Raw genomic sequence first — 13,827 nt, 5'->3', positions numbered from 1 at the left:
GGTCTCAGGGACAGCTTGCGCGATTGACATTGTCTGGTAGAATCCGCGGCCTAATTACGTGCGGTATTCAACAATAGTGTTGGGTGGCGGCACGCTAGCCTGAGGAATACACCATGAAAGCCGATATCCACCCGAATTACCCAGAAATCGCTGTTACCTGCTCGTGCGGTAACAAGTTCGAAACTCGTTCGACCTTCGGCAAAGCCCTGGCGATCGACGTTTGCAACGAATGCCACCCGTTCTACACCGGTAAGCAGAAGACTCTGGACACCGGCGGCCGCGTGCAGAAGTTCGCAGACCGTTTCGCTACTTTCGGCGTTGGCAAAAAAGCCTGAGGCTGATCATTTTGGAAGGTCGTTTCGACTTCTCCAGACTGATGAAAAAGGCGTCCCTTGCGGGCGCCTTTTTTGTGTCTGCGATTTGGCTGTCCGGTGCACAGGCCTTTTGCCCGGCACCTGCGGGACTGACCAGCGTCGCCGTGCAGCGCGTAGTCGATGGCGACACGCTGCGCCTGAGCGATGGGCGCAGCGTACGGATGATCGGCCTCAACACACCTGAACTGGGCAAGCAGGGCCGCAGCGACGAACCCTTTGCGGTGGCGGCACGCAAACGCCTGCAAGCGCTGGTGGATGCCAGCGGCGGACGCGTCGGTTTGCTGCCCGGCAAGCAAGCCAAAGACCATTACGGCCGTACGCTTGCGTATATTTACAGCGCCAGTGGCGCCAATCTCGAAGCGAAAATGCTCGCCGATGGCCTCGGTTTCCAGGTCGCAGTCGCGCCGAATGTCGATCTTGTTGCCTGTCAGCAAGCCGCCGAACGCAGTGCGCGAAAGGCCGGGCTGGGCCTCTGGCGGCAGTCACCTGTACTGAAAGTGGAGCAGATCCAGCGCTCGGGTTTCGCCGTGATCAGTGGGCGTGTGAGCAAGGTTCAGCGCAATCGCGGCGGAATCTGGATCGAGTTGCAGGGCTTGCTTGTACTGCGCGTTGCACCCAATCTGGTCGGACAATTCGACAATGCCCGTTTGCAGGCGCTGAAAGGCAAGCAGATCGAGGCTCGTGGCTGGATCGTCGATCGTTCGCGGCGCGGTGGACTGCAATCCGGTCAGTCACGTTGGCTGCTGTCGCTGACCGATCCTTCGATGTTGCAAGTGCCGCGCTAAAGAAAATTGTAGACATTTTTTCTATCGATTGTGAACAGTCAAGCCCTTGTGCGCCGTGGCTCTTGGCCCAAAGTCGTAGGACAGGGCGCTTGACAGGGGTGACTGCTCAGTCTTGTGGGGACTTTGCGAGGCGCGTATCCTCGCTGACCAGTCTGTCCAACAGTAAAAAGCGGAATGCCAAAATGTCTGATCTGAAAACTGCCGCTCTCGAATATCATGCCAATCCTCGTCCAGGGAAGCTGAGTGTCGAGCTCACCAAGGCCACTGCTACCGCCCGCGACCTGTCGCTGGCCTACAGCCCCGGCGTAGCTGAACCAGTGCGTGAGATCGCCCGCGATCCTGAACTGGCCTACAAATACACCGGCAAGGGCAACCTGGTTGCAGTCATTTCCGATGGCACCGCGATTCTCGGTCTGGGTAACCTCGGCCCATTGGCTTCCAAGCCAGTGATGGAAGGTAAAGGTGTGCTGTTCAAGCGCTTCGCCGGCATCGACGTGTTCGACATCGAAGTCGACTCCGAAAGCCCGCAAGCCTTCATCGACACCGTAAAACGTATCTCCATCACTTTCGGTGGCATCAACCTGGAAGATATCAAGGCACCTGAGTGCTTTGAGATCGAACGCGCTCTGATCGAGCAGTGCGACATTCCGGTATTCCACGATGACCAGCACGGCACCGCGATCGTGACCGCTGCGGGCATGATCAACGCCCTGGAAATCGCCGGCAAAACCCTGCCGGAAGCCAAGATTGTCTGCCTCGGTGCCGGCGCTGCGGCCATCTCCTGCATGAAGTTGCTGGTGAGCATGGGCGCGAAGATCGAAAACATCTTCATGGTTGACCGTACCGGCGTGATTCACTCCGGCCGTGACGACCTGAACCAGTACAAAGCCGTGTTCGCTCACGCGACCGACAAGCGCACCCTGGCTGATGCTCTGAAAGGCGCTGACGTGTTCGTCGGCCTGTCGGGCCCGAACCTGCTGAGCGCGGAAGGCCTGCTGTCGATGGCGGCCAACCCGATCGTCTTCGCCTGCTCGAACCCGGATCCGGAAATCTCCCCGGAGCTGGCGCACGCCACCCGCAACGACGTGATCATGGCCACCGGTCGTTCCGACTACCCGAACCAGGTCAACAACGTACTGGGCTTCCCGTTCATCTTCCGCGGTGCCCTGGACGTTCGCGCCAAGCGCATCAACGAAGAGATGAAAGTGGCTGCGGCCAACGCCCTGCGTGAACTGGCCAAACTGCCAGTGCCTCAGGACGTGTGCGATGCTTACGGCGGTGCGCCGCTGGAATTCGGTCGTGAGTACATCATTCCGAAGCCAATGGACAAGCGCCTGATCACCCTGATCTCCGACGCTGTGGCCAAGGCCGCGATCGAGACGGGTGTGGCAACCCTGCCGTATCCGAAGAACTACCCGCTGAAAAGCGTGGATGACGTGTTCAACGGCTAAGTTGTTGTAGCGCTTCAACTGAAAGCCCCGGCTCGTGAGAGTCGGGGCTTTTTTGTGCCTGTGTGATTTGTGGTGTTCTTCAGTGCCCCTTCGCGAGCAAGCCCGCTCCCACAGGAATCTGGGGGTGTACATGAAGTGTGTGAATACTGCAAAACCCTGTGGGAGCGGGCTTGCTCGCGAAGAGGCCGGCCCAGGCCATACAAAACCGATAGGCAATAAAAAGCCCCGCACTTCTGTCGAAGGCGGGGCTTTTCAGTGGCAGTGGATCAGAACAGGTCGATCGGCGCCTGCTCATCCGCTGGCAGCGGGCTACCTGGCGCAGTGCCATTGCCCAGCTCATTCACCGACGGCGGGGTGTCTTCAGACTTGAACAGCTCAAAGTACGCGCCCGGTGTGCTTGGCGTTGCCGCGCGACCGCTGGCCGGATCCACCCGCAGGCTGAGGATGCCTTCCGGCTCAGGCTGCACGTGCGGCGGCTTGTCCTTCAGCGCAGCCGACATGTAGTTCATCCAGATCGGCAGTGCCACGGTGCCACCGAACTCGCGGCGACCGAGACTTTCCGGCTGGTCGAAACCGGTCCACACGGTGGTCACGTAATCGGCGTTGTAACCGGAGAACCACGCATCCTTCGATTCGTTAGTGGTACCGGTCTTGCCTGCGATGTCGCTGCGGCCCATGGCCAGTGCGCGGCGACCGGTGCCGAGCTTGATCACGTCCTGCAGCATGCTGTTGAGGATGTACGTGGTGCGGCCATCGACAATCCGCTCGGCCACGGCCGGTGCCTGTGGCGCGGCGGCAGCGCCCGGGGCTTCACCCGGTACTGGCGCGGCGTTGACGGTGATCGGCTGAGACGCCGGCGCGGCAAGGCCATCAGTGGCCGAGCTGCCCTGTGGCACGGTCGGCGGGTTGGCGACGAACAGCGTGTCGCCGTTACGGCTTTCGATCTTGTCGATGATGTACGGGGTGATCTTGAAGCCGCCGTTGGCAAAAGCACTCCAGCCGGTGGCGATTTCCATCGGGGTCAGAGTCGCGGTGCCCAGGGCCAGCGACAGGTTCGGCGGCAGATCCTGCTTGTTGAAGCCGAAGCGGGTGATGTAGTCGATGGTCTTGCCCACGCCCATCGCCTGCAGCAGGCGGATCGACACCAGGTTACGCGACTTGTAAAGCGCTTCGCGCAGACGGATCGGACCGAGGAAGGTGTTGGTGTCGTTCTTCGGCCGCCAGACTTTGTCCAGGTACTCGTCGACGAACACGATCGGGGCATCGTTGACCAGGGTTGCGGCGGTGTAGCCGCTGTCCAGCGCAGCGCTGTAGACGAACGGCTTGAAGCTCGAACCTGGCTGACGTTTGGCCTGCAGGGCGCGGTTGTAATTGCTCTGCTCGAATGCGAAGCCGCCGACCAGCGAGCGAATCGCGCCGTTCTGCGGATCCAGCGATACCAGCGCGCCTTGCGCCTGCGGGATCTGGCTGAACTTCAGCGAGTTGTTCGGCTGACGCTGTACGCGAATCAGGTCGCCGACCTGTGCCACATCCGACGGCTGACGCGGTGCGGCGCCCATGCTGTTGGTATTGAGGAACGGGCGCGCCCATTTCATGGTGTCCCAGGCAACGTGCTCTTCGCCGGTACGGGTCAGCACCTGCAAGCCATTCTTGTCGACCTGAGTGACGATGGCCGGCTCCAGGCTGCTGATAGTGCGCTGCTTGGTCAGCTCGGTCGCCCATGCCTCGTGGGTCTTGCCCGGCAGGCGCGACTCGGGGCCGCGGTAGCCATGACGCTGGTCGTAGGTCATCAAGCCTTCGTGCAGGGCGGTGTTGGCCATTTCCTGCAAGTTGCTCGGCACCGTGGTAGTGACGCGGAAACCTTCGGTATAGGCGTCGCTGCCGTAGCGGCCGACCATTTCGGCGCGGGCCATTTCAGCAATGTACGGCGCGTTCACTTCCGGGGTCGGTACGTGGTAGCTGGCGTTCAGAGGCTCGTTGATCGCAGCGGTGTAGTCAGCCTCGGAAATCTTCCCGAGCTTGTACATGCGGCCGAGGATCCAGTCGCGACGTTCCTTGCTGCGTGCCGGGTTGGCCAGCGGGTTGAAGCGCGACGGGGCTTTCGGCAGGCCGGCGATCATCGCCATCTGCGCCAGGCTGATGTCGCGGATCGACTTGCCGTAATACACCTGCGCCGCCGCCTCAATGCCGTAGGCACGGTTGCCTAGATAGATCTTGTTCACGTACAACTCGAGGATCTCGTCCTTGGTCAACTGCCGTTCGATCTGCAGGGCCAGGAGGATTTCCGTGGTTTTGCGCGAGAAGCTGCGTTCGCTGGTCAGGAAGAAGTTCTTCGCCACCTGCATGGTGATGGTGCTGCCGCCGGACTGAATGTGTCCGCTTTTGACCAGTTGGGTTGCGGCACGCATCAGGCTGCTCGGATCGACGCCATAGTGGTTGGCGAAATTGTCGTCTTCAGCACTTAGTAACGCATTAATGAAATTGGGCGGAATGTCGGCGAAACGGATCGGAGTACGGCGCATTTCGCCAAATTCTGCGATCAACTTGTTGTCGCTGCTGTAGACCCGCAGCGGAATCTGCAACTGAATGCTTCTCAGCGCCTCCACAGACGGCAAACCCGGACTAAGGTAAAGAAACGCGCCGCTGAGACCTAAAAGCAGTCCGCAGAAAACGGCGACGATGGACCAACCGAAAAATTTCAGCAGACGAATCAAGGCTTTTGGACATCCAGGGCAAAGAATGAATTTGGCGACAGGGTTCCGGTAACACACAGAACAGCCTGGGCCGGCAGTAAAAAGCGGAAAAAAACGCTGGGCATTATAAGCACTTTTCTGCTGGGGGCGTCATTTGCGCTTCTGTCAAGACGGGGTGAAGGAACGCAATGCGTATTACAGAGTCCGTAACTCACGGAAAGTCATAGGGAATTGGTAGTGCTGGGACTCTTCAATAAAAAGACCAATATGTTACTGGGGATCGACATCAGCTCCACGTCGGTGAAGCTGTTGGAGCTGAGCCGCCAGGGCGAGCGCTATCGGGTCGAGGCCTATGCGGTGGAACCGCTGCCGCCCAATGCCGTGGTCGAAAAGAACATCGCCGAACTCGAAGGTGTGGGTCACACCTTGTCCCGGGTGCTGGTCAAGGCGCGCACCGGGCTCAGGAGCGTGGCGGTGGCAGTGGCCGGTTCTGCGGTGATCACCAAGGTCATCGAAATGGACGCCGGGCTGACCGACGACGAGCTGGAAAACCAGCTGAAGATCGAAGCCGACCAGTACATTCCCTACCCGCTGGACGAAGTCGCCATCGATTTCGAAGTTCAGGGTGTGTCGCTGCGCAACCCGGAACGGGTCAACGTGTTGCTCGCCGCCTGCCGCAAGGAAAACGTCGAAGTCCGCGAAGCGGCGCTGGCGCTGGCGGGGCTGACTGCGCGGGTGGTCGATGTCGAGGCCTACGCACTGGAGCGCTCATTCGGTCTGCTAGCCACCCAGTTGGCGGCCTCGCAGGAGCGCCTGACGGTCGCGGTGGTGGACATCGGCGCGACCATGACCACCCTCAGCGTGCTGCACAACGGCCGCATCATCTATACCCGCGAGCAACTGTTCGGTGGTCGGCAACTGACCGAAGAGATCCAGCGTCGCTATGGCCTGACCGTCGAGCAGGCCGGACTGGCGAAAAAGCAGGGTGGCCTGCCCGACGACTATGTCAGCGAAGTCTTGCAGCCGTTCCGTGATGCGCTGGTGCAGCAGGTGTCGCGTTCATTGCAGTTTTTCTTTGCCTCCGGGCAGTACAACGCCGTCGATCACATCCTTTTGGCCGGTGGCACGGCGTCGGTGCCAGGGTTGGATCGCCTGATCGAGCAACGGCTGGGCACTCCGACTCAAGTCGCCAATCCGTTTTCCAATATGGCCTTGAGCAGCAAGGTCAACGCGGGGGCCCTGGCCAGTGATGCGCCGGCCTTGATGATCGCCTGCGGGCTCGCGCTCAGGAGTTTCGACTGATGGCGCGGATCAACCTTCTCCCCTGGCGTGAGGAGCGCCGCGAAGAACGGCGCAAACGCTTCCTGCTGATCCTGATCGGGGTGTTCGTCTGTTCGGTGGGCGCGGTGTTCATCGCCAATCAGATATTCAATACCGCCATTGAGCGGCAGGCAGCGCGCAATGCCTACGTCGGCAAACAGATTGCCGTGGTCGACGAGCGGATCAAGCAGATCAGCGAACTCAAGGCTCGGCGCCAACAGTTGGTCGAACGCATGCGCATCATCCAGGACCTGCAGGGCAACCGGCAGATCAGCGGGCGAATCTTCGATCAACTGGCGCGCACCCTGCCGGACGGCGTGTATTTCACCAGTGTGAAGCTGGTGGGCAAGACCCTGACCATCAGTGGTGCGGCCGAGTCCAACAATCGGGTTTCGGAGTTGATGCGCAACCTGGATGCCTCCGACTGGTTTGACGCACCGAGCCTCAACGAGGTGAAAGCGACGACCGCCGGTCAGGTGGATCAGGCCAACGTCTTTCAGTTGACCGTCCGTCAGACTCAGCCAGCAGCCGTGGAGGGCGAAAAATGAAACCGTCCGAATGGCTGCAGGGTTTGCGCAACATCGACTTCAACGATCTGGACACCAGCAACATCGGTTCCTGGCCGGCCGCAGTGAAAACCATCGCCGGGGCGTTGCTGGCGGTGCTGGTGTTGGCACTTGGCTATAACTTTTTCATCAGCGACATGGAAAACCAGCTTGAAGCCAAGCGTCAGGAAGAAGACACCTTGAAGGAACAATTCGCCAGCAAGGCGCACATGGCCGCCAATCTGGAGCTGTACACCCAGCAGATGAAGGAGATGGAGAACTCCTTCGGCGTGCTCCTGCGGCAATTGCCCAGCGACACTGAAGTCCCCGGTTTGCTGGAGGACATCACCCGTACCGGATTGGGCAGCGGCCTCGAATTCGAAGAGATCAAGCTGCTGCCGGAAGTGACCCAGCCGTTCTACATCGAATTGCCGATCCAGATCACCGTCACCGGGGCCTATCACGATCTTGCGACTTTCGTCAGTGGCGTCGCCGGGTTGCCACGGATCGTCACCTTGCACGATTTCGAGCTGGCCCCCGCCAACCCGGACGGCGGCACGAAGCTGCGCATGAGCATCCTCGCCAAGACTTACCGCTATAACGACAAGGGGCTGGAAAAATGACCCCGATGCGTTATTTCGCCCTGTCTATGGTGCTGGTGGGGCTGAGCGGTTGCGGCAGCAATGATGAGTTCAGCGACCTCGACGCTTACATGAACGAGGTGCGTCTGCGACCGGCGGGGCGGATCGAGCCGGCGCCAACTTTCCATTCCTACCCCACGTTCACCTACAGCGCGGCCAACCTGCGCAGCCCGTTTTCGCGTCAGGTGCGGGTCGATCTGGCTGGTCAGCAGCGCGGCGCGCGTAACGTCAAACCCGACCCGAACCGGGTCAAGCAATACCTCGAAGGTTTCAACATCGAGCAGTTTGAAATGGTCGGCACGATCTCCAATGCCTCCGGCTCCTTTGCCCTGTTGCGTGGGGCGGGCGGGGTGCATCGGTTGAAAGTCGGCGACTACCTGGGGCGCAACGACGGGCGCATCGTCGCCATCAGCGCCACTCAGGTCGATGTGGTCGAGATCGTGCCCGACGGCGAAGGCGCCTGGCTGGAACGTCCGCGCACCATTCCTTTGAAAGAGCACTCATAGTGGAAGTCGAACAATGAACAGGATTTTCTCCACCCTCGGTTTTTCGCTATGGATAGCGCTGCTTTCACCGATGGTTCTGGCGGCCAGCCTGAAGACGCTGGATGTGGCGGCATTGCCCGGCGACCGCGTCGAGCTGAAGCTGTCCTTCGACGGCCCGCCCCCACAGCCCAAGGGCTACACCACCGAGTCGCCGGCACGAATCGCGCTGGATCTGCCGGGTGTCGCCAGTCAGCTGACGAGCAAGACCCGCGATCTGGGCAGCGGCAACGCACGCAGCGCCACGGTGGTCGAGGCCAATGATCGCACGCGATTGATCATCAACCTGACGCAGCTTAGCCCTTACACTTTCCGGGTCGAGGGCAACAATCTGTTCGTGGTGGTCGGGCAGGGCGCCAAGCCTGCTGCACCACGTCCGGCCGCTGTTGCGCCACGGCCAGCCGCAGCTCCGGCGAAGGTTTACGCGCCTGTCGCCAAAGCCATTCGTGGCGTCGACTTCCAGCGCGGCACCGCCGGGGAGGGCAACGTAGTTATCGACTTGTCGGACCCTGCCATCGCCCCGGACATCCAGGAGCATGACGGCAAGATCATCCTCAGCTTTGCCCGCACCCAGTTGCCCGACCGACTGCGGGTGCGCCTCGACGTCAAGGATTTCGCCACCCCGGTGCAGTTCGTCAACAGCGCCGCGACCGGCGATCGCGCGATCATTACCATCGAGCCCAGCGGCACTTTCGACTATTCGACCTACCAGACCGACAACAAGCTGACTGTCAGTATTCGCCCGATGACGGTCGATGACCTGCAAAAGCGCAATGCTGAACGCCAGGCCTACAGTGGCGAAAAACTCTCGCTGAATTTCCAGGACATCGACGTACGCTCGGTGCTGCAACTGATCGCCGACTTCACCAACCTCAATCTGGTGGCCAGCGACACGGTGCAGGGCGGCATCACCTTGCGCCTGCAAAACGTACCGTGGGATCAGGCTCTGGACCTGGTGCTGAAAACCAAGGGGCTGGATAAACGCAAGATCGGCAACGTGTTGCTGGTGGCGCCGGCTGACGAAATCGCTGCCCGTGAGCGTCAGGAACTGGAGTCGCAGAAACAGATCGCCGAACTGGCTCCGCTGCGCCGCGAGCTGCTGCAAGTGAACTACGCCAAGGCGGCGGACATCGCCAAACTGTTCCAGTCGGTGACCAGCGCCGAAGCGAAAATCGACGAGCGCGGCTCGATCACCGTCGATGAGCGGACCAACAACATCATTGCCTACCAGACCCAGGATCGCCTCGACGAGCTGCGACGGATCGTGGCGCAGCTGGATATTCCAGTGCGCCAGGTGATGATCGAGGCGCGAATCGTCGAAGCCAACGTCGATTACGACAAGAGCCTGGGCGTGCGCTGGGGCGGTTCGATCCAGAACAAAGGCAACTGGAACACGTCCGGGGTCAGTAACGGCTCCTCGACCACCATTGGCACGCCGGGCAGCACCAGCACCAACTCGCCATTTGTCGACATGGGCACGGTCGGTAATACCTCTGGGATCGGCATCGCCTTCATCACCGACAACGTGCTGCTCGATCTTGAGCTGACGGCGATGGAGAAAACCGGCAACGGCGAAATCGTCTCCCAACCCAAAGTGGTCACCTCCGACAAGGAGACCGCGAAGATCCTCAAGGGCACCGAGATTCCGTATCAGGAAGCCAGTTCCAGCGGCGCGACTTCGGTGTCATTCAAGGAGGCGTCGCTGTCGCTGGAAGTGACGCCGCAGATCACCCCCGACAACCGCATTATCATGGAGGTCAAGGTCACCAAGGACGAGCCGGACTACCTGAACAAGGTGCAGGATGTGCCGCCGATCAAGAAGAACGAGGTCAACGCCAAAGTGCTGGTGAACGACGGCGAGACCATCGTGATTGGCGGTGTTTTCTCAAATACTCAAAGCAAGGTCGTAGATAAGGTGCCATTTCTTGGCGATGTGCCGTATCTTGGCCGCCTTTTCCGGCGTGATGTGGTTTCGGAGAAAAAATCCGAGCTGCTGGTATTTCTCACTCCGCGTATCATGAATAACCAGGCGATTGCTGTGAGTCGTTGATTCTGTGCGAAATTTGATTCTTGTAGGACCGATGGGCGCTGGAAAAAGCACCATCGGCCGGTTGCTGGCCAAAGAGCTGCGCCTGCCGTTCAAAGATTCCGACAAGGAAATTGAACTGCGCACGGGCGCCAATATCCCGTGGATCTTCGACAAGGAAGGCGAGCCCGGCTTTCGTGACCGTGAGCAGGCGATGATCGCCGAGCTGTGCGCGTTCGACGGCGTGGTGCTGGCGACCGGCGGCGGTGCGGTGATGCGCGACGCCAACCGCAAGGCCCTGCACGAAGGCGGGCGGGTGGTGTATCTGCACGCCTCCGTCGAGCAGCAGGTCGGCCGTACGTCGCGTGATCGCAACCGTCCTTTGCTGCGCACCGCCGATCCGGCGAAGACTCTGCGTGACTTGCTCGAGATTCGCGATCCGCTCTATCGGGAGATCGCCGATCTGGTGGTGGAAACCGACGAACGGCCGCCGCGCATGGTGGTGCTCGACATTCTCGACCGTCTGGCACAGCTTCCACCCCGTTAAAGCGCCGCCGTAAATGCGTTATCCTCGGCGTCCTGCCACCTCCGTCGAGGTTGTGGCGGATGGCGTGCGAGCGGCGTCACATCAGCTAAAGGTCGCGGACATCCAATAATTCAAGGCAGGACGCCTGCTTCCATCTTCACTGTGGGGACACATGCAGACACTCAAGGTCGATTTAGGCGAGCGCAGCTACCCGATTCATATTGGCGAAGGTTTGTTGGATCAGCCCGAGTTGCTGGCGCCGCATATCCATGGGCGGCAAGTAGCAATCATCTCCAACGAGACCGTTGCGCCGCTCTATCTCGAACGTCTGACCCAAAGCCTTGCATCGTTCTCGGTGATTTCCGTGGTGCTGCCGGACGGCGAAGCCTTCAAGAACTGGGAAACCCTGCAACTGATCTTCGACGGCCTGCTGACCGCCCGTCATGACCGCCGCACCACGATCATCGCCCTCGGTGGCGGGGTCATCGGTGACATGGCCGGTTTCGCCGCCGCCTGCTACCAGCGCGGCGTCGATTTCATCCAGATTCCTACCACGCTGCTGTCCCAGGTCGACTCGTCGGTGGGCGGCAAGACCGGCATCAACCATCCGCTGGGCAAGAACATGGTCGGCGCGTTCTACCAGCCGAACGTGGTGCTGATCGATACCGCGTCCCTGAAAACCCTGCCGGCGCGTGAACTGTCGGCAGGCCTGGCGGAAGTCATCAAGTACGGGCTGATCTGCGATGAACCGTTCCTGACCTGGCTCGAAGACAATGTCGACGCCCTGCGTGCGCTGGACCAGAAAGTCCTGACTTACGCCATCGAGCGCTCCTGCGCAGCCAAGGCTGCCGTGGTCGGCGCCGATGAGAAGGAAACTGGCGTACGCGCCACGCTCAACCTCGGCCACACCTTCGGCCACGCCATCGAGACCCACATGGGCTATGGTGTCTGGTTGCATGGTGAGGCGGTCGCTGCTGGCACCGTGATGGCGCTGGAGATGTCCGCGCGCCTGGGCTGGATCAGCGAGCAGGAACGTGATCGCGGCATTCGTCTGTTCCAGCGTGCCGGTCTGCCGGTGATTCCGCCGGAAGAAATGACCGAAGCCGATTTTCTCGAACATATGGCAGTTGATAAAAAAGTGATCGACGGTCGTCTGCGCCTGGTGCTGCTGCGCCGGATGGGCGAAGCGGTGGTGACCGCCGATTATCCGAAAGAGGTTCTACAGGCCACGCTGGGAGCGGATTACCGCGCTCTGGCTCAGCTTAAAGGTTAATAAGATTCCGATGACTAGTTTGCATGCCGACGAGGCGTTCCTCGGCCATTTCCAGTTAAGTCACGACCCGTTCGCGCCGCGGGTGCCGGGCTTCAAATTCTTCCCGGCCCAGCGCAAGCCGGTGCTGGGTCAACTGCACCACCTGGCGCGTTACAGCCAGTTGCTGCTGGTGGTCACCGGCCCGCAAGGCAGCGGCAAGACCCTGTTGCGCCAGGCACTGGTGGCCAGTACCAACAAGCAATCGGTGCAGAGCGTTGTAGTGTCGGCCCGTGGTGCAGGCGATGCCGCCGGCATCCTGCGGCAGGTCGCCCAGGCGCTGAACGTGGCGCAGGCCGAGGTCGGTGCGATTCTGGCGCAAGTGGTACAGCTTGCTCTCACGGGTCAGGAAGTCTATCTGCTGGTGGACGACGCCGAGCAACTTGATGAATCTGCGTTAGAAGCGCTGATGGCGCTGGGCGCCGGTGCACCGGAAGGTCGTCCGCACGTGTTCCTGTTCGGTGAGTCGTCGCTGATCGCTCAGCTGGAGGCTCTGCATCTCGAGGAAGAGCGCTTCCACGTCATCGAATTGCAGCCGTATACCGAAGAGGAAACCCGCGAATACCTCGACCAGCGGCTCGAAGGTGCGGGCCGGGGTGTCGAACTTTTCACCGCGGATCAGATCTCTGATATTCACGAAAGCGCCGAGGGTTGGCCTGGCAACATCAACCAGGTTGCTCGCGATGCACTGATCGAAGTCATGATTGCCAGCCGCTCTGCGGTGAAGCGTCCAAGTATGGGGTTCAACATGCCGAAGAAACACGTATTGGCGATTTCCGCTGTCGTTGTGGTCGCGGTCGCCGCTGCCTGGCTGATGCCGGGTCGTAACAAGGCACCAACCACCGGCGCACCCGCCAACGAACAGGCACAACTGCCGTTGGGTCAGGGCGCCAAGGGTGGCGCGCCGAACGTCGAGTTCGCCGGCAATACCCAGCCAATGCCGCTGCCGTTGGTCGGCAACTCGCAGCCGGTCATGCGTGGCCCGTTGGCTGAAGCCGCTGGTGGCATCACCGAAGGTGACGACGGCGTGCCGCTTGAAGGCTCCAGCGCTACGCCGCCGACCGTCACCACCTCCGCACCGCCGGCAGGTGTTCCGGCCGGTCCGGCACCGACCCCGGTTCCGGTGCCAGCAGCCAAGCCGACTCCAGCGCCGACTCAGATCGCTACCGCCAAACCCGCTCCGGCTCCAGCGGCAAAACCTGCTCCTGCGCCGGCCAAACCCGCTGTAGCAGCCAAACCGGCCGAGAAACCGGTTACCGTCGCCAAAGCCGCCGGTGGCAGCTGGTACGCCGGTCAGCCGACCAGTAACTACGTGGTGCAGATCCTCGGCACCAGCTCCGAAGCCGCCGCACAGAATTTCGTCAAGGAGCAGGGCGGCGAGTACCGTTATTTCAAGAAAGTCCTCAACGGCAAACCTCTCTACGTGATCACCTACGGCAACTTCGCCAATCGTGATGCAGCCGTTTCTGCCATCAAGGCCTTGCCAGCGAAGGTTCAGGCTGGTAAACCTTGGCCTCGCACTGTCGCCAGCGTCCAACAGGAACTGGCAACAACTCGCTGAAGATTCGGCGGCCTTACCCAGGCCGCCTCTCCAAGCACCTCAAAATTTCTACAC

General features: G+C 60.7%; 12 protein-coding genes. 11 read left to right on the top strand and 1 reads right to left on the bottom strand.

Going from position 1 to position 13,827, the window contains the following annotated elements:
• The first annotated feature begins 113 nt into the window (after window positions 1-113).
• The 3 genes from rpmE (at window position 114) to PseAD21_RS10545 (ending at window position 2,610) form a co-directional block, all read left to right on the top strand.
• On the top strand, window positions 114-335 hold the full coding sequence (gene rpmE, locus PseAD21_RS10555; protein ID WP_064585593.1) for a 50S ribosomal protein L31: 222 nt from the start codon (window positions 114-116) through the stop codon (window positions 333-335).
• Window positions 336-376: 41 nt separating this feature from the next.
• Window positions 377-1,159 (top strand): thermonuclease family protein, encoded by a 783-nt coding sequence (locus PseAD21_RS10550; protein WP_102355636.1) that lies wholly within the window; start codon window positions 377-379, stop codon window positions 1,157-1,159.
• A gap of 182 nt (window positions 1,160-1,341) precedes the next feature.
• Window positions 1,342-2,610 carry a malic enzyme-like NAD(P)-binding protein gene (locus PseAD21_RS10545; RefSeq protein WP_102355620.1) on the top strand — a complete coding sequence of 423 codons (1,269 nt, stop codon included), beginning with the start codon at window positions 1,342-1,344 and terminating at the stop codon, window positions 2,608-2,610.
• Window positions 2,611-2,876: 266 nt separating this feature from the next.
• Here PseAD21_RS10545 and PseAD21_RS10540 read toward each other — a convergent pair whose 3' ends face one another.
• A complete protein-coding gene (locus PseAD21_RS10540) occupies window positions 2,877-5,321 on the bottom strand; it encodes a penicillin-binding protein 1A (protein ID WP_371859052.1) in 2,445 nt (814 codons plus the stop codon).
• Between the two features lie 219 nt (window positions 5,322-5,540).
• Between PseAD21_RS10540 and PseAD21_RS10535 the strand changes: the two genes are divergently transcribed.
• The 8 genes from PseAD21_RS10535 (at window position 5,541) to PseAD21_RS10500 (ending at window position 13,773) form a co-directional block, all read left to right on the top strand.
• Entirely contained in the window at window positions 5,541-6,605 is a 1,065-nt protein-coding gene (locus PseAD21_RS10535) for a pilus assembly protein PilM (RefSeq protein WP_102355618.1), read from the top strand.
• Window positions 6,605-7,171, top strand: a complete 567-nt coding sequence (locus PseAD21_RS10530) for a PilN domain-containing protein (RefSeq protein WP_102355617.1) — start codon at window positions 6,605-6,607, stop codon at window positions 7,169-7,171. The genes PseAD21_RS10535 and PseAD21_RS10530 overlap by 1 nt, the downstream gene beginning before the upstream one ends.
• Window positions 7,168-7,791: a type 4a pilus biogenesis protein PilO gene (pilO, locus tag PseAD21_RS10525; protein WP_102355616.1), complete on the top strand. Its 624-nt coding sequence runs from the start codon at window positions 7,168-7,170 to the stop codon at window positions 7,789-7,791. The genes PseAD21_RS10530 and pilO overlap by 4 nt, the downstream gene beginning before the upstream one ends.
• Complete coding sequence (locus PseAD21_RS10520) at window positions 7,788-8,315, top strand: pilus assembly protein PilP (RefSeq protein WP_102355615.1); 528 nt, start codon at window positions 7,788-7,790, stop codon at window positions 8,313-8,315. Before pilO ends, PseAD21_RS10520 begins: the two co-directional genes overlap by 4 nt.
• Before the next feature lie 13 nt (window positions 8,316-8,328).
• Entirely contained in the window at window positions 8,329-10,401 is a 2,073-nt protein-coding gene (pilQ, locus tag PseAD21_RS10515; RefSeq protein WP_102355614.1) for a type IV pilus secretin PilQ, read from the top strand.
• A gap of 4 nt (window positions 10,402-10,405) precedes the next feature.
• Window positions 10,406-10,924 carry a shikimate kinase AroK gene (gene aroK / locus PseAD21_RS10510; protein ID WP_024011270.1) on the top strand — a complete coding sequence of 173 codons (519 nt, stop codon included), beginning with the start codon at window positions 10,406-10,408 and terminating at the stop codon, window positions 10,922-10,924.
• A 151-nt stretch (window positions 10,925-11,075) separates the two neighbouring features.
• Window positions 11,076-12,176 carry a 3-dehydroquinate synthase gene (gene aroB, locus PseAD21_RS10505; protein WP_102355613.1) on the top strand — a complete coding sequence of 367 codons (1,101 nt, stop codon included), beginning with the start codon at window positions 11,076-11,078 and terminating at the stop codon, window positions 12,174-12,176.
• Between the two features lie 10 nt (window positions 12,177-12,186).
• Window positions 12,187-13,773 carry an AAA family ATPase gene (locus PseAD21_RS10500; RefSeq protein ID WP_102355612.1) on the top strand — a complete coding sequence of 529 codons (1,587 nt, stop codon included), beginning with the start codon at window positions 12,187-12,189 and terminating at the stop codon, window positions 13,771-13,773.
• Window positions 13,774-13,827: the final 54 nt, after the last annotated feature.

It is taken from the genome of Pseudomonas sp. AD21 (assembly GCF_002878485.1).
In the GTDB taxonomy this organism is placed as follows: Bacteria; Pseudomonadota; Gammaproteobacteria; order Pseudomonadales; family Pseudomonadaceae; genus Aquipseudomonas.
The sequence above is the reverse complement of the archived record's forward strand: the minus strand, read 5'-3'. Positions and strand labels throughout refer to the sequence as shown.